The organism is Isoptericola sp. NPDC055063, assembly GCF_053608125.1.
Genome location: NZ_JBSGUW010000009.1, coordinates 214,569 through 231,125 on the forward strand (window position 1 = coordinate 214,569; position 16,557 = coordinate 231,125).

Genomic DNA, 16,557 nt, shown 5'->3' on the forward strand with positions numbered 1-16,557 from the left:
CTCAGCGGTCGTCCTCCCCGTACCGCTCCTGCGGGAGGGCCTGGCCGGGGTGCGCGTCCGGCAGCGGCGCGAACGGGTCCGGCAGCGCGGGCGGGTTCACGGCGGCCTGCGGGGCCGGCGCGGGTGCCGGCGGCACGGGTTCGTGCCGCACCGGGCCGGGGGCCGCGGGCTGCGGGGTGGTGCGGTCCGGTGCGAGCTGCTCCGGCACGTACGCGACCGGGGCCGACGGCTCGGGTGCGTACGGCTCGGGTGCATACGGCTCGGGCGAGTATTGCTCGGGCGAGTACGGCTCGGGTGCGTACGGCTCCGGTGCCGACGCCACGGGCGGCGCGAACGACGACCCGGCGGGCGGGTTCGACGGGGCGGCCGGGCTCGGCGCCGCGGGTGCGGAGGGCGCGGGGGCCGGCGACGCAGGAGCCTGGGGTGCTGGGGCGGACGACACAGGGTTCGATGACGCAGGGGCGGAGGGCACCGGAGCGTGCGGGCCGGCGTCGTGCGCGACCGGCGGGACGGCGGCGAACGGCCGCGGCGTGAGCGGCTGGGCCGGGTCGCCGAACGCGTCGGCGCCGTGGGCGTCGGACCCGTACGCGCCGGAATCGTGGGCATCGCGACGCGGGTCGGCCTGCTGCTTCGGCTCGGCGACCGGGGGCGTGAACGGCTGGGCATAGGGCTGGTCGTGCGACTGGCCCTCAGGCTCCGCGGCCGACGGCTCGGCGCCGTGCGGCGCGGCCGGGTACCCCTGCGCCGGGTAGGCCTCCGAGGAGTGCTCCTGCGGCTCGGGCTGGGACTGCGGCACGGGCGACGAGGGCGCCGGGTCGGAGCCCGCGGAGACCTGGCCGGTGCTCTGCGTGGGCCCGGTCAGCCAGTCGAGCGCGAGCCAGCGGATGCCGGCGCGGTCGGGGGCGGTCACCGCGAGCTGGCCGACGGGGCCGCCGCCCGGTCCGCCGAGCAGCGCCTCGGGCGCGACCTCGGCCCACGGCACGAGCACGAACGCGCGCTCCTGGGCGCGCGGGTGCGGCAGCTCGAGGTCGGGCCCGCTCGCCACGAGCGACCCGTACTGGACGATGTCGACGTCGAGCGTGCGCGGCCCCCAGCGCTCCTCGCGGACGCGGCCGTGCTGCGCCTCGACCTGCTGGGTGCTGCGCAGCAGGTCCCGCGGCGAGAGCGTGGTGCGCACCACGAGCACGGCGTTGAGGTAGTCGGGCTGCTCCGGGCCGCCGACGGCGGCGGTGCGCGCCAGCGGCGAGACCTCCATGACCTGCACGCCGGGGAGCCGGTCGACGTCCGTCACCGCCTGGCGGAGGGTGACCTGCGCGTCGCCGAGGTTGGCGCCGAGGGCCAGCACGGCCTCCACGGGCTCGGCCGGGGTGGCGTCCAGCGGGTCGCCGGCGGGCGCGGGGGCGACCTCGGGCTCGACGGGCCCGACCGGCACGGCCGCGGCCACGGGGGCCGGAGGGATCGGCGCGTGCACCTCGGCAGGCACGACCGGCGCGACGGGGGCGGCGGCCTCGGCCGGCTCGGCCACCGGGGCGACGTCGACCACGGGCGGGCGCGACCGGTCGCGGCGGACCACGATCGCGACGTCGTCGAACGGCACGGGGATGGGCGCCTGCGGCTTGTGCACGCGCACGTCGACGGCCTGCACGGCCGGGCTCGCGAGGACGACGGCGGCGATCCGCTCGGCGACGGTCTCCACGAGGTCGGCCGGGGACCCGGCGAGCACGTTGTGCACGTCCTGCGCGACGTCCGCGTAGCTCACGGTGTTCGCGAGGTCGTCGGACGACGCGGCGGCGCGGGTGTCCAGGTGCAGCACGACGTCGGCGCTGAACACCTGCCCCTCGGCGCGCTCGTGCGCGAGGACGCCGTGGTGCCCGGTCGCCGTCACTCCGGCGAGGCGGATCTGGTCGAGCGGCTGCCCGTCCGGTCCCGGAACGGCTGCGGCGAAGGTCACGAGAGGCCCTCCTCATCGGCGGCGGTACGGGGCCCGCCCACGGCTTCGGTGCGGTGTGCCGGTGCGATCATCCCGGCATCTTCCATGTCGAGGGTGGCCGTCGTCCAGGCGTCCGCGACCCGGACGGCGTCCGCGCTGGCCCGGGCGGCGTGCACCCGGACGGCCCACGCGCCCGCGGCGGCGGACAGCGCGGAGACGGCTGCGGTGGCGTGGTCGCGCTCGAGCGGCGGCGCGGGCCGGTCGTCCGGCAGGCCGCGCGTGCCCTCGAGCAGGTGCCCCAGGAACCTCTTGCGGGAGGCCCCCACCAGGACCGGACGGCCGAGAGAGTGCAGCGCGTCCAGGTGGGACAGGATCGGCCAGTTCAGGGCGCCGGCCTTGGAGAACCCGAGGCCCGGGTCGAGGACCACCTGCTCGGCGTCGACGCCCACGGCGAGCAGGGCGTCCATGCGCTGGCCGAGCTCGTCGCGGACCTCGGCGACGACGTCGTCGTACACCTCGAGGCTGTCCATGACGTCCGCGTGCCCGCGCCAGTGCATCGCGACGTACGCGACGCCCGTGTCGGCCACGACGTGGCCCATCCGCGGGTCCGCGAGGCCGCCCGAGACGTCGTTGACGAGCCGTGCCCCGGCGGCGACCGCGCGCTCCGCGACCCCGGACCGCGTCGTGTCGACCGACACGACGGCGCCGTGGGCCGCGAGCCGCTCGATCACCGGGATCACACGACGCAGCTCCTCGTCCTCGTCGACCCGGGCCGAGCCCGGCCGCGTCGACTCGCCGCCGACGTCGAGGATCTCCGCCCCCTCGGCCAGCAGGTCGAGGCCGTGCTGCACTCCGGCGTCCGGCTCGAACCACTCGCCGCCGTCAGAGAACGAGTCGGGCGTGATGTTCACGACACCCATGACCAGGCACCGGCCCACCCCGGACAGCTCCGGGAGCCCCGCGACGAGAGCGTCGCGCGGGTGCGCGGTCATGCCCGGGTCACCGTCCCGTGATGAGGCTCATGGCCTCGGCGCGCGTCGCCGGGTTCTGCATGATGCCGCGCACCGCCGACGTGACCGTGCGGGAGCCGGGCTTGCGCACCCCGCGCATCGACATGCACAGGTGCTCGCACTCCACGACGACGAGGACGCCGCGCGGCTCGAGGATGCGCACCAGCGCGTCCGCGACCTGCGTCGTCAGCCGCTCCTGGACCTGCGGGCGGCGGGCGTACACCTCGACGAGCCGCGCCAGCTTGGACAGCCCGGTGATCCGGCCGTCCGTGCTGGGGATGTAGCCCACGTGCGCGACGCCGTGGAACGGCACCAGGTGGTGCTCGCACGTCGAGTAGACCTCGATGTCGCGCACCAGCACCATCTCCTCGTGACCGAGGTCGAAGGTGGTGGTCAGCACGTCCTCGGGCTCCTGCCGCAGCCCCGCGAAGATCTCCTGGTAGGCGCGCGCCACGCGGGCGGGCGTCTCGCGCAGCCCCTCGCGGTCCGGGTCCTCGCCCACCGCGAGCAGCAGCTCGCGGACGGCGGCCTCGGCCCGTGCGGAGTCGTACACCGGCACGTCCGCGGCCGCGCGCATGCCCAGGTCCGTCACCGGGTCGGTCACCGGTTCTCCCCCGCCGCCGGCGGCTCGGTGTCGCTGCCGAGGCCGGGCCCGGCCTCCTGCACGTCGCTCTCGTTACCCACGATGGCGGCCTCGTCCTGCGGCACGACGGCCTGACCGTTGCCGTTGGACGCGGCGCGCTCGCCCTCGGTCATGATCGGGCCACGGGTGTGCACCGTGCGCTGCTCGCTGGACAGCCACACGTCGCGCGGCTCGCGCTTGACCACGGGCGCGAAGATCTCCGCCAGCTCGGCCTGGTTCAGCGTCTCCTTCTCGAGCAGGCGCAGCACCAGCTCGTCGAGCACGTCGCGGTACTGGGTGAGCACCTCCCACGCCTCGTCGTGCGCGGCCTCGACGAGCTTGCGCACCTCGTGGTCCACGGTGCCGGCGACGGCCTCCGAGTAGTCCCGCTGGTGGCCCATGTCGCGGCCCAGGAACGGCTCGCCCGAGCCGCTGCCGAGCTTGATCGCGCCGACCTTCTCGCTCATGCCGTACTCGGTGACCATCTTGCGGGCCGTCGACGTGGCCTTCTCGATGTCGTTGCTGGCGCCGGTCGTCGGGTCGTGGAAGACGATCTCCTCGGCCACGCGGCCGCCCATCGCGTAGGCGAGCTGGTCGAGCAGCTCGTTGCGCGTGGTGGAGTACTTGTCCTCCATCGGCATGACCATCGTGTAGCCGAGGGCCCGGCCGCGCGGCAGGATCGTCACCTTCGTGACGGGGTCCGTGTACCGCATCGCCGCCGCGACCAGGGCGTGCCCGCCCTCGTGGTACGCGGTGATCTTCTGCTCCTTGACCTGCATCACGCGGGTGCGCTTCTGCGGGCCCGCGATGACGCGGTCGATCGCCTCGTCCAGGGCGCGGTCGTCGATCAGCTGGGCGCCGCTGCGCGCCGTGAGCAGCGCGGCCTCGTTGAGCACGTTGGCCAGGTCCGCGCCCGTGAAGCCGGGGGTGCGGCGCGCGACGACGGCGAGGTCGATCGACTCGACCATCGGCTTGCCCTGCGCGTGCACCTTGAGGATGTGCTCGCGGCCCTTGAGGTCCGGGGCCTCGACGGCGACCTGGCGGTCGAACCGGCCCGGGCGCAGCAGCGCCGGGTCGAGGATGTCGGGGCGGTTCGTGGCCGCGATGAGGATGACGTTCGTCTTGACGTCGAAGCCGTCCATCTCGACGAGCATCTGGTTCAGCGTCTGCTCGCGCTCGTCGTGCCCGCCGCCCATGCCGGCGCCACGGTGGCGGCCGACGGCGTCGATCTCGTCGACGAAGATGATCGCCGGCGAGTTGTTCTTGGCCTGCTCGAACAGGTCGCGCACGCGGGACGCGCCGACGCCGACGAACATCTCGACGAAGTCCGAGCCGGAGATCGAGTAGAACGGCACCCCGGCCTCGCCGGCGACGGCGCGCGCGAGCAGGGTCTTGCCGGTTCCGGGCGGGCCGTACAGCAGCACGCCCTTGGGGATCTTGGCGCCCACGGCCTGGAACTTGGCCGGGTCCTCGAGGAACTCCTTGATCTCCTGGAGCTCCTCGACCGCCTCGTCCACGCCCGCGACGTCGGCGAACGTCACCTGCGGCATGTCCTTGCTGATCAGCTTGGCCTTGGACTTGCCGAAGCCCATGACGCCGTTGCGCCCGCCGCCCTGCATCCGCGACAGGATGAACCAGAAGACCACGCCGATGATCAGGAACGGGATGAGGAAGCCCAGCATCGAGCTCCAGAAGCTCGGCTGCGGCACCTGCGAGTCGAAGCCGTCCTTCAGGTCCGCGGACTTGACCGCGGTGGCCACCTCGTCGCCCTGCGGCTGGACGTAGAAGAACTCGACCTTGGTGCCGTGGTCCTGCTCTTCCTTGGTGCCCTGGTCGGTCACGTACTTCGAGCTCAGCTCCAGCTCGACGCGTTGCTCCCCGTCGACGATGAGGGCGTGGTCCACCGTGTCGCCGGCGAGCAGCTCGAGCCCCTGAGAGGTCTCGATCCGGGACACCCGGTCGGTGCTGAACGCGCTGAAGGCCAGCGAGACGAGCACGAGGCCGACCACGATCCAGATGATCGGGCCGCTCAGGATCTTCTTGATGTTCATCGGCGACGGGGTCGGTGCCCCGCTTCCCTTCCGTCGGGCAACGTGTGGTTCACGACGCTACACGCCGATCGTGGACGAACCGTGGGTGTTCGCCCAGGGCGCGACGGCGTGGTCCAGCGGGTCGTCAGCTGTAGACGTGCGGCGCGAGCGTGCCGACGAACGGCAGGTTGCGGTACTTCTCGGCGTAGTCGAGGCCGTAGCCCACGACGAACTCGTTGGGGATGTCGAAGCCGACGTAGCGCACGTCGACGTCGACCTTCGCGGCGTCGGGCTTGCGGAGCATCGCCGCGATCTCCACCGACTCCGGCCCGCGGGAGCGCAGGTTCGCGACGAGCCAGGAGAGCGTGAGGCCCGAGTCGATGACGTCCTCGACGATGAGCACGTTGCGACCGGTGAGGTCGGCGTCGAGGTCCTTGAGGATGCGCACCACGCCGGAGGACTTGGTGCCCGAGCCGTAGGAGGACACCGCCATCCAGTCCATGTGCACCGGGTGGTGCAGGCGGCGGGCGAGATCCGCCATCACCATGACCGCGCCCTTGAGCACGCCCACCAGGAGCAGGTCCTTGCCCGCGTAGTCGGCGTCGATCTGCGCGGCGATCTCGTCGAGCTTGGTGCCGATCTGCTCCTCGGTGAGCAAGATGTTGGCGAGGTCGCCTGAGACGTCCGACTGGTCCACGGTCACTCCTCGAGGGAACGGGTTGGCTGGGAGGTGCGCCGACCGGGCCGGGCACGGCGTGCGGGTGCGTCGGCGGCGGGGTGCAGGTAGAGCCTGCCACACGCGCGGAGCGCGCGAGCGTCGCCCGGCAGGTGGACGGTTCCCTGCCCACGCCACGAGACGACGAGGGCGTCGAGGGCGTCCACGTGCCGCGCCGTCGTCGCCCCCGGCGGGCAGCCGACGGCGAGCGCGGCCGACCGCAGCGCCCGCCGCCGCAGCGCGGCCGGTGCGGCCACCAGCACCTCGAGGTCGAGCCCGAGCCCGCCCGGCCCGTCGTCCGGCACCGTGGCGGCGGCGAGCAGGTCGGCGGCCAGGGCGTCGAGGGCGTCCGCGTCGTCGCGCAGCTGGTCGGCTGTGCGGGCGAGCGCGGGCACCACGCCCGGCCCGAGCGCGTCCTGGAGCGCCGGGACGACGGCGCCACGCACCCGCGTGCGGGCCGGCACCGCGCCGTCGTGCTCTCCGTCGATCGAGGCCCGGGCGTCGGGGAGCAGGTTGGTCGGGTCGGTCCAGTAGTCCAGGCCGGCGGCGGCACACGCCGCCTCGGTCTGCGCACGCCGCAGCCCGAGGAACGGCCGCGCGTAGCGACCCCGGCGGCGCGGCATGCCCGCCAGCGACCGCGCCCCGCTCCCCCGCGCGAGGCCCAGGAGCACGGACTCGGCCTGGTCGTCCTGGGTGTGGCCGAGCAGGACGGCGACCGCGCCCGTCTCGTCGGCCGCGGCGTCCAGCGCGGCGTACCGGGCGGCGCGGGCGGCGCCCTCCGGCCCGCCGGCGCCGGGGGCGTCGTCGACCCGCACGCGGCGCACCAGCACGGGGTCGAGGCCGAGGTCGCGGCAGCGGGCGGCGGCCGTCGCCGCGACGGCGTCGGACCCGGCCTGCATGCCGTGGTCCACGACCACCGCCCCCGCCCGCACCGCGAACCCCGGCGCGCGCACGGAGCGCCCCACCCGCCGCGCCTCGTGTGCGGTCGCCGCCGCGAGCGCGAGGCTGTCCGCCCCGCCGGAGCACGCGACGAGCACCAGGTCGCCCGGGCCGAGCGCGAGGTCCTGCAGCTGGGCACGGACGGCGGCGCGGGCCGCCGCGAGCGCCGGGTCGACGCGGGCCATCCCCGTCGTCCGCCCCGGCCTCAGCCGTGCACGCGCCGCACCCAGGCGCGCGGGTCGGCGATCTCGCGGGCGGACGGCAGGTGCGAGGGCTCGGACCAGACGGCGTTGAGCCCGTCGCGGCCCACCCGCTCCTCCACGGCGCGCACGAACGCGGCGCCGTCCCGGTACTGGGCGAGCTTGGCGTCCATGCCGAGCACCCGGCGCAGGACGACGTCGAGCGCGGGCGCGCCCTCGCCGTCGCGCCGCTTCTCGAAGCGCGCGCGGATGGTGCGCACCGTCCGCACGACGCGCGGCCCGACGGCGTCCATCATCACGTCGGCGTGCCCCTCCAGCAGGGCCATCACGGCGGTGATCTCCTCCAGCTCGGCGCGCTGCTCGGGGCCGAGGACGCCGTCGAGCGGGGTGACGAGCTCGCCGCGCACGGCGCGCAGCACGGTGCGGCCGACGACGGCGACCTTCTCCCGCAGCGGGGCGCGCGCCATCGCGACGGAGCTGCGGGTGACGCCGCTCATGAGGTCGCCCACCCGCCCCACGAGGTGGTCGGCGAGCCAGGGCGCGGCTGCGAACTGGAGGGCGTGCGTCTGCTCGTGCAGGCACACCCACAGCCGGAAGTCGCGGGGGCGCAGGCCCAGCGACCGTTCCACCTGCAGCACGTTCGGCGCGACGAGCAGCAGCCGGCCGCGCCCCGCCCCGTACGGGTCGAACTGGCCGAGCACCCGCCCCGACAGCAGCGCGAGCAGGCCCCCGACCTCGGCCGCGCCGGCCAGCCGGGCGGCGGCCGAGGTGGACGGGACGTCGGCCGCGACGGCCGCCATCACGGGGTCGGTCATCGCGCGCATCGACTGCGCGTTGGCGCGCGTCCAGCCGGCGCGGTCCACGACGAGGACGTCGCCGAGGGACCCGTCGGCGGGCAGCGGGGCGGCGGGCGTCATGCCGGTGACCTCCAGCACGTGCCCGACGGCGGTCCCCGCCGCGGTGCGCAGACCGGCCACGAGCGTGTCGAGCTCGTCGCGCGGCGCGACGGCGCCCGGCCGGGCGACGCGGGCCGCGATCTGCGCCGCCGCCGTCCAGTCCAGCAGGGGCTCGGCGGCGGGGGCGGGCGTGGTCACGGGACCACGGTAACCAGATCCTGGGCGGCTACCGGCAGCCGCAGTCCGCGAGGTCGCCGGCGAAGTCGTCGAAGATCACCCGCGCGCCGTAGGTGCCGCCGTCGGGCACCTTGTCGGCGAGGGTGACGAACAGCAGCATCCGGTCGTCGGTGGTCACGACGGTGCCCGCGAGGCCGGTGACGTTCGGCAGGCTGCCGGTCTTGCCGGTGACGTAGCCGCGCCCGGGGTTCGGCTTCGGGTAGCGGTCGTGCAGCGTGCCGCTGAGGCCGGCGACGGCGAGCCCGTCGGCGACGTCGCGCAGCGCGGGGTGGTCCGGGTCGACGGCGAGCCGCAGGGTGTCGGCGAGCTGGCGCGGCGTGACCTTCGAGCCGCGGGCCAGGCCGGACAGGTCGTGCAGGGTGGCACCGTCCATGTCGACGCCGAGGTCGGTGACCTCGGCGGTCACGGCCCGGATCGCGGCCGTCCCCGTGCCGGGCATGCCCGCGTCGATCGCCACGATCCGCCCGACGACCTCGGTGATCGTGTTGTCCGACCGGCGCAGCATGTCGCCGACGACGTCGCGCAGCGGCGCCGACTCGACGCGCCCGACCTCCCGCGCGGACGCCGGCGCGCTGTCGCGGTCCACGCCGCCCCGCACGGTGACGCCGCGCTTCTCCAGCGCCTTCGCGAAGGTCTTCGCTGCCGCCATCGCGGGGTCCTTCTCCCGCGGGGCGTACTCCTCGTCGGTGGTCCGGGCGACGTTCACCGCGAGCGCCGCGACCGGGGCCGTGTACCCGAGGGTGACGTCCTCGGCGGGCACCTTGGCGGGCACCGCGGGGCCGGAGAACAGCGTGTCGTCGAGGCTGAGGGTCACGTCCTTGCCGCTGAGCCTCACCTCCGCCGCCACCTGGGTCGCCAGGTCGCCGAGGCCGGCGCGGCCGTTCACCTCGTCCGGGTCGCCCGCACCGGCGGCGAGCATCATGTCCCCGCCGCCCACGAGGACGAGGTGGCTCTCGCCGTCGAGCACGACGGTGGTGGGCAGGGTGGCGTCCCCGCCGGGGCCCGCCATCGCGGCGACCGCCGTGAACAGCTTCTGGGTGGAGGCCGGCACCATCGGGCGGTCGGGGGCGTTCGCGCCGAGCGTCGTGCCGGTCGCGGCGTCCGTGACGATCACCCCGACCCGCTTGCCCAGGCGGTCGTCCTTGCGGAGCCCGGTCACGAGCTTGCCGACGGCCGCCTGCGTGGGCTCGGCGGCGTCGTCGGGCAGGTCGGGGAGCGAGCGCTCCGGCTCGGGCCCCTCGACGGCGCCGGGGGCCGACGGGAACGGGGCCGCGGGGGCGGGCGGCGGGGACGTGGTGAGCAGGCCGGGCACGACGTCGTAGGCGTCCGCCACGAGGTATCCGCCGAAGAGCACGACCACGGTCGTGACGGTGGCGCCGACGCTGGCCCGCCACCCCATGCGCCCTCCTGCACCGGTGAGATGTCCGTGAGCATCGTCACAGCCCGGATCCCGTGGCGCGCTCCGTGCGTATCTTCCCACGTCCGTCCGCCGATCGGGGCCGCCGCACCGGACCGGGCGCGGGCGACCGCGCATGGCACACTTTGACAGGGCGTCCGCACCGAGCATGGCCCGCACCAGAACATGTCCCGAGCATGTCCGAGCATGGAGGAACAGTGGAGTTCGACGTCACGATCGAGATCCCGAAGGGCCAGCGCAACAAGTACGAGGTGGACCACGAGACCGGTCGCATCCGCCTCGACCGCATGCTCTTCACCTCGACCCGCTACCCGGACGACTACGGGTTCATCGAGGGCACCCTCGGCGAGGACGGCGACCCGCTGGACGCGCTCGTCCTCCTGGAGGAGCCCACGTTCCCCGGCTGCCTGATCCGCTGCCGCGCCCTCGGCATGTTCCGCATGCGCGACGAGGCGGGCGGCGACGACAAGGTGCTCTGCGTGCCCCTGGGCGACCAGCGCGCCGCGTGGCGCCAGGACATCGACGACGTCTCCGACTTCCACCGCCTGGAGATCCAGCACTTCTTCGAGGTCTACAAGGACCTCGAGCCGGGCAAGTCCGTCGAGGGCGCCCACTGGGTGGGCCGCACCGACGCCGAGGCCGAGATCGAGCGCTCCTTCCAGCGCGCCAAGGACACCGGGTACTACGACAAGCACTGACGTCCAGCGCTGACCACCAGCGCTGACTCGAGCGCCCTCGACGACGGCGCCGCACCCCGCCAGGGGGCGGCGCCGTCGCCGTCCCTGCGCGGCCTGTCCCTGCGCGGTCCGAACCTCGCGCGCGGTCTACCGTGGGCGCATGCGTGCAGCCGTCATCCACGGGCCCCGCGACGTCCGCGTCGAGGACCGTCCCGACCCGACCGTCCTGACCCCCGGCGACGCGGTGGTCCGCGTCGTCGCCGCCTGCGTGTGCGGCTCCGACCTGTGGCCCTACCGCGGCGTCACGACCGTGAAGCGGCCGCGCCCCATCGGGCACGAGCTGGTGGGAGTCGTCGAGGAGCTCGGCGCCGACGTGACGTCGGCGCAGGTCGGCGACTTCGTGATCCTGCCGTTCACCATGAGCTGCGGCGAGTGCCAGTCGTGCCGCGCCGGATACCCCGCCGCCTGCGACGTCGTCACCGGCTTCGGCTCCACGGACCGCTGGGGCAATCCGGTCGACGGCGCGCAGGGCGAGCGGGTGCGCATCCCGCTCGCGCAGCACTCCCTGTTCCCCGTGGGCCGGCCGGAGGCCGAGCTCGAGGCCGCGGGCCTCGTGCCCCACCTGCTCACCCTCGCCGACGTCATGTCCACCGGCTACCACGCGGCGTTCTCCGCGGGGGTCTCCGCGGGCGACACCGTCGTCGTGGTCGGCGACGGTGCCGTCGGGCTGTCCGGCGTCATCGGCGCGCGCCTGCTCGGTGCAGAGCGGATCGTCGCGATGAGCCGGCACGACGACCGCGCGGCCCTGGCCCGCGACTTCGGGGCCACCGACGTCGTCGCCGAGCGCGGCGAGGAGGGCCTGGCCGCCGTGCGCGACCTGCTCGACGGCGACCTGGCCGACGCGGCGCTCGAGTGCGTCGGCACCAAGCAGTCCATGGACACGGCGCTCGACGTCGTGCGCGGCGGCGGGCGGGTCGGCTTCGTCGGCGTGCCGAACGGCGGCCCCGAGCTCAGCGTGCGGCGCCTGTTCGACCGCAACGTCACCATCGGCGGCGGCATGGCATCGGCGCGCCGCTACATGGAGACGCTGCTGCCCGACGTCCTGTCCGGCGCCATCCTGCCGGGCAAGGTCTTCGACCTCGAGCTCCCCCTGGCGGACGCCGCCGAGGCCTACGCCGCGATGGACGAGCGCCGCGCGACGAAGGTGCTGCTGCGCCCCTGACGGGTCACCACCAGACGGTCGTCACCCGCTTCGACCCCTCCGCCACCCGGTTCGGATTGTGGTGGGTGTACGTGACCCGGACGTACATCTTTCCGCGCTCGCTGCCGTGGAACCTGATGAGCGCCGTGGAGGGGACCGTGATCCGCTTGACGCCCTCGTGCGAGTAGCGCAGCGGCCCGCTGCCCGGGATCCAGCACTCCGACCACCGATCACCGGGCTGGCGGGTCTGGAGACAGAGCCTGCCGGCCTCGCGGAGCCCGGGGACCGAGACGCGCACGGTGGCCCGCACGTCCCCCAGCGGCCTGCCGGCGCGGAACCGTGTCCGGTCCATCGTCAGGCGCACGGTCGCGGGGGCCTTGCGCACGCGCTGGGTCCACGACCGCCTCGACGGGGCGTCCGTGGCCGCGGCCGGCACGAACCGCGCGGTGAGGTACCGGCGGGCGCCCGGCTCCACCTGCTTGCCACCGACCCAGACGGTCGCCCGGCCGTCGACCACGCGGGCCGACCCGACCTTGTCCCCGCGCCACAGCACCTCGACCCGACCGTCGGGATCGGCGCCGGCGGCCGTCACGCGCACCGACACCTTCCGGGACCTCGCGTAGGTCCAGGCGTCGGCCGTCGACGTGGTCACCTGCGTCGCCCGGCGGGGCAGGACGGTCACCGACCCGGAGCGCACGGCTCCGGCGAAGCCGAACGGCGCCAGGTCGTCGCTCTGCGTGTAACGCACGGTCAGCGTGCGTGTCCCCGTCGGGATCCTGTCCGCGGCCAGCCTGACGGCGGCCCTGCCGTCGGTGAGCGTCGCGCGGGCGACGGTCACGGGGGTGCCGCTGCGGGTGTACTCCACCCCCACCGTGCCCCGGGGCGTCGCGCCGTCGGGCGAGGTCACGCGGACCGGGACCGTCACCACCGCCCCCTGGCGGACCGTGGCCGGGAGGGTCGCCTCGAGGGCCGTGGTCCTGGTACGGACCTCGACCGGGAGCGCCCACCTCGAGAGCACGGCGCCGGTGTCGGACTTCTGCTCGAGCCAGAGCATCGAGCCGGGCTGCACCTCCTTCCCGCCGAGCGGGACGTCGGCCGCCCCGTCCACGATCGGCGCGCTCTGCGGGCTACCGATCTCCCCGAGAGTGCCGGTCCAGGCGTCGGCGGGCCCGGGGAGCGTGACGTGGAGGGTCGTGCGGTCGCCGTAGTACCAGCTGCTCGGCGTCAACATCGTCCCGGGGTCGAGCACTTCGAGCTCGACGGAGGCCGACGAGAAGCAGCTGCACGAGCCCGGCTCGCCGTAGTCCGGAGCGGCGTAGTCCATGTGCCGCACCTCGACGACGTGACGGCCGGGCGTCACGGCCCCTGACGCGAAGATCATCTCGCCCGAGCCGCGGACGAGCCGAGACATCGGGAACTGGAACTTCCCGTCGACGAACACCGCCACGGGGGCGCCGTCCACGGGGAGGCCGTCCTGGGTCACCGTCACGTCGAGCGGTACCCGTTGCCCTCGCCACCACTGCGTGCCGCCGACGGTGACGGTGGTGGTGCTGTCGCCGGGGGCCGCCGTCGCGGGCGGCACCAGGCCCGCCACGACCAGGCCGAACGCCGCCAGCACCGTCATGAGGACCGACCCGGCCCGGCCACGCATCCCGCTCACGTGCGCTCCGCTCTCTGAAGGTTGCCTGAACGGTAGCGGCGATGCCCCTGGAGCGGAAGGAGAAGAGGTCGATCCCGAGGTCAGGGTTCGACGAGGCCGTGCCGGAACGCCCAGACGACCACCTGGACGCGGTCGCGCAGGTCGAGCTTGGCGAGGATCCGCCCGACGTAGGTCTTGACGGTCGCCTCGGACACGAAGATCCGCGCTCCGACCTCCGCGTTGGACAGCCCCTCGGCGAGCAGGCGCACGACCTCACGCTCCCGCTCCGACAGCGCGGCGGCCGCCGCGTCGCGGGCGGCGACGTCGGGGAGCCGCGGCACCACGTGGGCCAGGAGACGGCGGGTGGCGGACGGCGCCACGACGGCGTCGCCGCGGTGGGCCGCGCGCACGGCGGCGAGCAGGTCGGGCGTGGGGGCGTCCTTGAGCAGGAACCCGCTCGCCCCGGCGCGCAGCGCGGCGTAGACGTACTCGTCGAGGTCGAAGGTCGTGAGGACGACGACCTGGCACGGCGGCAGCGACCCGTCGGCGGCGCCGGCGACCAGCCGCCGGGTGGCCTCGATGCCGTCCAGCACGGGCATGCGCACGTCCATGAGCACGACGTCCGCACGGTGCCGGCGCTGGGCCTCGACCGCGGCGGCCCCGTCGGCCGCCTCCGCCACGACCTCCAGGTCCGGCGCCGCGTCCAGCACGGCCACGGCCCCCGCGCGCACGAGGTCCTGGTCGTCGGCGACGATCACCCGGATCACGACCCGTCCTCCGTGCCTTCGCCGGCCGGGACCGTCGCCACGACCGACCAGCCCGCGTCGCGCCGCACCTCGACCCGGCCGCCGACCGCCTCGACGCGCTCGCGCATGCCGTGCAGGCCCATCCCCGTCCCCTCCGTCCCCGCGCCGGCGGCGGCAGCACCGCCGGGCGCCGTGCCCGGCGCGCCGCCGTCGTCTGCCACCACGACCTCCAAGCCCGCGTCGTGCCAGGTCAGCGCCACCCGAGACGCGGCGCCGGGGCCGGCGTGCCGGGCGGTGTTGGTGAGCGCCTCCTGCACGGCGCGGTAGACCGCGAGCTGTGCAGCAGGGCCCAGAGGCCGCGGCTCCCCGGCGACGTCGAGGTCGACCTCGTGGCCCGCCGCGCGCATCCGCGCCACGAGGTCGGGCAGGTCGTCCAGCCCGGGCGAAGGCCGGGTCGCAGAATCGTCGGGCACCGCGCCCTCGGACGTGGCGTCGCCCGCCCCCGTGCGCAGCACGTGCAGCAGCCCCCGCAGCTCTCCGGACGCCGACCGCCCCGCCTCCTCGACGGCCTCGAGCGCCTCCTGGGCGCGGTCCGGCGCCGCCTGTCCGAGCCGCGCCTGCGCGACCACCACCGCCAGGGAGTGTGCGACGACGTCGTGCATCTCGCGGGCGATGCGCGCCCGCTCGGCGAGGGCCGCGCGGCCGGCGCGTGCGTCCCGCTCCGCGAGGGCCGCGGCGTGCCGCTCCTCGGCGGCGCGACGGGCGGCGTCCTGTGCGCGCCGCAGCAGGCCCGCGGTCCACGACGCTGCGAGCAGCGCGAGCAGCAGCAGGCCCAGCAGCCACGGCGCGGGTCCGAAGCCGGAGCCGCGGACCGCGGGGTCGCCGGCGTACCGCAGCACGGCCGCCGCCACCCCGACGACGCCCGTCGCGGCGGGCAGCCACGGCCGCGCCGACCACGCCGCACAGGACGCCACCGACAGCCACACCAGCAGGGCCGACGGCAGCAGCAGGAACAGCCCCGTCAGCACGAGCATCCCGGCAAGCGCCGCGAGCACCAGCAGGTGCGACGCGACCGGGGCCGTGCGGCGCCAGGCGACCGCGACGTGCACCGCCGCGGCCAGCGCCACCAGCGCCGTCGCCGCCCCCGCGGGCAGGGAGCGGAACGTGATCACCGCCGTGGGGGGCAGGAGCGCGACGGCGGCGACGGCGGCGAGGACGACGTCGCCGCGGGCGGGCCCGCGCGTCATCCGGCACCGACCGCGACGGCCCGGGCGGGGTGGACCGCGCGTCGTGCGCCCTGCGCCTGCAGGGTCGCGGCGAGCAGCGCCACCCCGACGGCGAGCCAGCTCCCGTACGTCATGGCCACGAGCCCGGTGATGGCGCCGGCCTCCAGGTCCACCGGCCCCGCGGTGAGCCCGAGCAGCTGCCCGAGGGTGCCGAACACCATGAGCGCGCCCATCGTGAGCGCGGCCGTCGACCCGAGCCAACCCGCCGCGAGGAGCAGCGGGCGCAGGCGGCCCGTCGCCCGCGGGCCCGTGAGACCCGCCACGACGAGGGCGCCCGTGGCGAACAGCGCGACCTCCATCCAGGGCACTCCCCCCGTGCCTGACCCGGTGCGGCCGACCGTCCCGCCGAGCCACCAGTAGACCTTGAGCGACGGGTACGGGACGCACATCGCCAGGGCAACGTACCGCGGCCATCGGGGCTCGGGTGCGGCGGCGGGCCGGGCGGCGCGGGCGGCGTCCCAGGTGGCGAGAGCCGTCGTGACGGCCGCGAGCGCCGACAAGCTCCGCACCGCCATCCCCGGCACGTCGACCTCGGCGAAGTCCCCCGCCGGGATGCCCGTGACGGCGAAGAACGCACGGAAGCCCTCGAGGGCCAGCCCGCCCGACCCCCAGAACAGCAGGACGACGGCCGCCCACCCGAGGGGCACGCCGGCGCGCGGGCGCCGCGCGCACAGGCCCAGCGCGACGAGCGCCACCGTGGCGGCGACCGGCACCACCGCGCGCGGCGCGAAGATCGCCGAGTAGCCGGCGGGTGGCGCGCCCAGCAGGCGCAGCAGGCCGGCGAGCAGGGCGGCGGCGCACGAGGCAACGGCCAGGACGGTGCGAGCACGTGAGGTCATGGCGTCAGCGTCGCGAGCACCTGGCGTCGCGCGCGTCGCCCGCAGGTCGTCCGTCGTCGCGACCCAGGTCGTCCCCCGGGTGCTGGGGGGGGGAAGTTTTTCCCCTTTCTGGCCTTGGACCGAGGGAGAAGAGCCCGTCACCGGGGCCCAGGGCGGTAAGGGAGGGGAATAGC

At 75.4% G+C, this 16,557-nt stretch carries 14 protein-coding genes; 2 read left to right on the forward strand and 12 right to left on the reverse strand.

Annotated features, from left to right (window positions below):
* Position 1: 1 nt before the first annotated feature.
* The 8 genes from folK to dacB all read right to left on the reverse strand — a co-directional run bounded on the left by folK (position 2) and on the right by dacB (position 9,978).
* Positions 2-1,951 (reverse strand): 2-amino-4-hydroxy-6-hydroxymethyldihydropteridine diphosphokinase, encoded by a 1,950-nt coding sequence (gene folK, locus ACWF41_RS13070; RefSeq protein ID WP_380318466.1) that lies wholly within the window; start codon positions 1,949-1,951, stop codon positions 2-4.
* Entirely contained in the window at positions 1,948-2,922 is a 975-nt protein-coding gene (folP, locus tag ACWF41_RS13075) for a dihydropteroate synthase (RefSeq protein WP_380318469.1), read from the reverse strand. Before folP ends, folK begins: the two co-directional genes overlap by 4 nt.
* A gap of 7 nt (positions 2,923-2,929) precedes the next feature.
* Complete coding sequence (gene folE / locus ACWF41_RS13080; RefSeq protein ID WP_380318496.1) at positions 2,930-3,517, reverse strand: GTP cyclohydrolase I FolE; 588 nt, start codon at positions 3,515-3,517, stop codon at positions 2,930-2,932.
* Between the two features lie 23 nt (positions 3,518-3,540).
* Positions 3,541-5,613, reverse strand: a complete 2,073-nt coding sequence (gene ftsH / locus ACWF41_RS13085) for an ATP-dependent zinc metalloprotease FtsH (protein WP_380318472.1) — start codon at positions 5,611-5,613, stop codon at positions 3,541-3,543.
* A 124-nt stretch (positions 5,614-5,737) separates the two neighbouring features.
* Positions 5,738-6,289, reverse strand: a complete 552-nt coding sequence (hpt, locus tag ACWF41_RS13090) for a hypoxanthine phosphoribosyltransferase (RefSeq protein ID WP_380318475.1) — start codon at positions 6,287-6,289, stop codon at positions 5,738-5,740.
* Positions 6,290-6,291: 2 nt separating this feature from the next.
* Positions 6,292-7,431: a tRNA lysidine(34) synthetase TilS gene (gene tilS, locus ACWF41_RS13095; RefSeq protein ID WP_380318478.1), complete on the reverse strand. Its 1,140-nt coding sequence runs from the start codon at positions 7,429-7,431 to the stop codon at positions 6,292-6,294.
* Between the two features lie 20 nt (positions 7,432-7,451).
* On the reverse strand, positions 7,452-8,540 hold the full coding sequence (locus tag ACWF41_RS13100) for a zinc-dependent metalloprotease (protein ID WP_380318481.1): 1,089 nt from the start codon (positions 8,538-8,540) through the stop codon (positions 7,452-7,454).
* Between the two features lie 28 nt (positions 8,541-8,568).
* Complete coding sequence (dacB, locus tag ACWF41_RS13105) at positions 8,569-9,978, reverse strand: D-alanyl-D-alanine carboxypeptidase/D-alanyl-D-alanine endopeptidase (protein WP_380318484.1); 1,410 nt, start codon at positions 9,976-9,978, stop codon at positions 8,569-8,571.
* Positions 9,979-10,193: 215 nt separating this feature from the next.
* Between dacB and ACWF41_RS13110 the strand changes: the two genes are divergently transcribed.
* Both ACWF41_RS13110 and ACWF41_RS13115 read left to right on the forward strand, forming a co-directional pair.
* A complete protein-coding gene (locus ACWF41_RS13110; RefSeq protein WP_380318487.1) occupies positions 10,194-10,694 on the forward strand; it encodes an inorganic diphosphatase in 501 nt (166 codons plus the stop codon).
* A 139-nt stretch (positions 10,695-10,833) separates the two neighbouring features.
* Complete coding sequence (locus tag ACWF41_RS13115) at positions 10,834-11,895, forward strand: zinc-binding dehydrogenase (RefSeq protein ID WP_380326358.1); 1,062 nt, start codon at positions 10,834-10,836, stop codon at positions 11,893-11,895.
* A 4-nt stretch (positions 11,896-11,899) separates the two neighbouring features.
* On the opposite strand, the gene ACWF41_RS13120 is transcribed toward ACWF41_RS13115, so the two are convergent.
* From ACWF41_RS13120 to ACWF41_RS13135, 4 genes are all read right to left on the reverse strand, one after another.
* Positions 11,900-13,534: a hypothetical protein gene (locus tag ACWF41_RS13120; RefSeq protein ID WP_380326355.1), complete on the reverse strand. Its 1,635-nt coding sequence runs from the start codon at positions 13,532-13,534 to the stop codon at positions 11,900-11,902.
* An 80-nt stretch (positions 13,535-13,614) separates the two neighbouring features.
* A complete protein-coding gene (locus tag ACWF41_RS13125) occupies positions 13,615-14,280 on the reverse strand; it encodes a response regulator (protein ID WP_380326352.1) in 666 nt (221 codons plus the stop codon).
* Positions 14,277-15,506, reverse strand: coding sequence for a sensor histidine kinase (locus ACWF41_RS13130; RefSeq protein WP_380326349.1), 1,230 nt, complete (start codon positions 15,504-15,506; stop codon positions 14,277-14,279). The genes ACWF41_RS13125 and ACWF41_RS13130 overlap by 4 nt, the downstream gene beginning before the upstream one ends.
* Positions 15,503-16,384 carry a hypothetical protein gene (locus ACWF41_RS13135; RefSeq protein ID WP_380326346.1) on the reverse strand — a complete coding sequence of 294 codons (882 nt, stop codon included), beginning with the start codon at positions 16,382-16,384 and terminating at the stop codon, positions 15,503-15,505. The genes ACWF41_RS13130 and ACWF41_RS13135 overlap by 4 nt, the downstream gene beginning before the upstream one ends.
* Positions 16,385-16,557 lie beyond the last annotated feature (173 nt).

Excerpts from the sequence above, each read along its gene's own strand:
- folP (WP_380318469.1), bottom strand. The coding sequence starts at position 2,922 with ATGACCGCGCACCCGCGCGACGCTCTCGTCGCGGGGCTCCCGGAGCTG.
- dacB (WP_380318484.1), bottom strand. The coding sequence starts at position 9,978 with ATGGGGTGGCGGGCCAGCGTCGGCGCCACCGTCACGACCGTGGTCGTG.
- ACWF41_RS13130 (WP_380326349.1), bottom strand. The coding sequence starts at position 15,506 with ATGACGCGCGGGCCCGCCCGCGGCGACGTCGTCCTCGCCGCCGTCGCC.
- ACWF41_RS13115 (WP_380326358.1), top strand. The coding sequence starts at position 10,834 with ATGCGTGCAGCCGTCATCCACGGGCCCCGCGACGTCCGCGTCGAGGAC.
- ACWF41_RS13135 (WP_380326346.1), bottom strand. The coding sequence starts at position 16,384 with ATGACCTCACGTGCTCGCACCGTCCTGGCCGTTGCCTCGTGCGCCGCC.
- ftsH (WP_380318472.1), bottom strand. The coding sequence starts at position 5,613 with ATGAACATCAAGAAGATCCTGAGCGGCCCGATCATCTGGATCGTGGTC.
- folE (WP_380318496.1), bottom strand. The coding sequence starts at position 3,517 with ATGCGCGCGGCCGCGGACGTGCCGGTGTACGACTCCGCACGGGCCGAG.
- tilS (WP_380318478.1), bottom strand. The coding sequence starts at position 7,431 with ATGGCCCGCGTCGACCCGGCGCTCGCGGCGGCCCGCGCCGCCGTCCGT.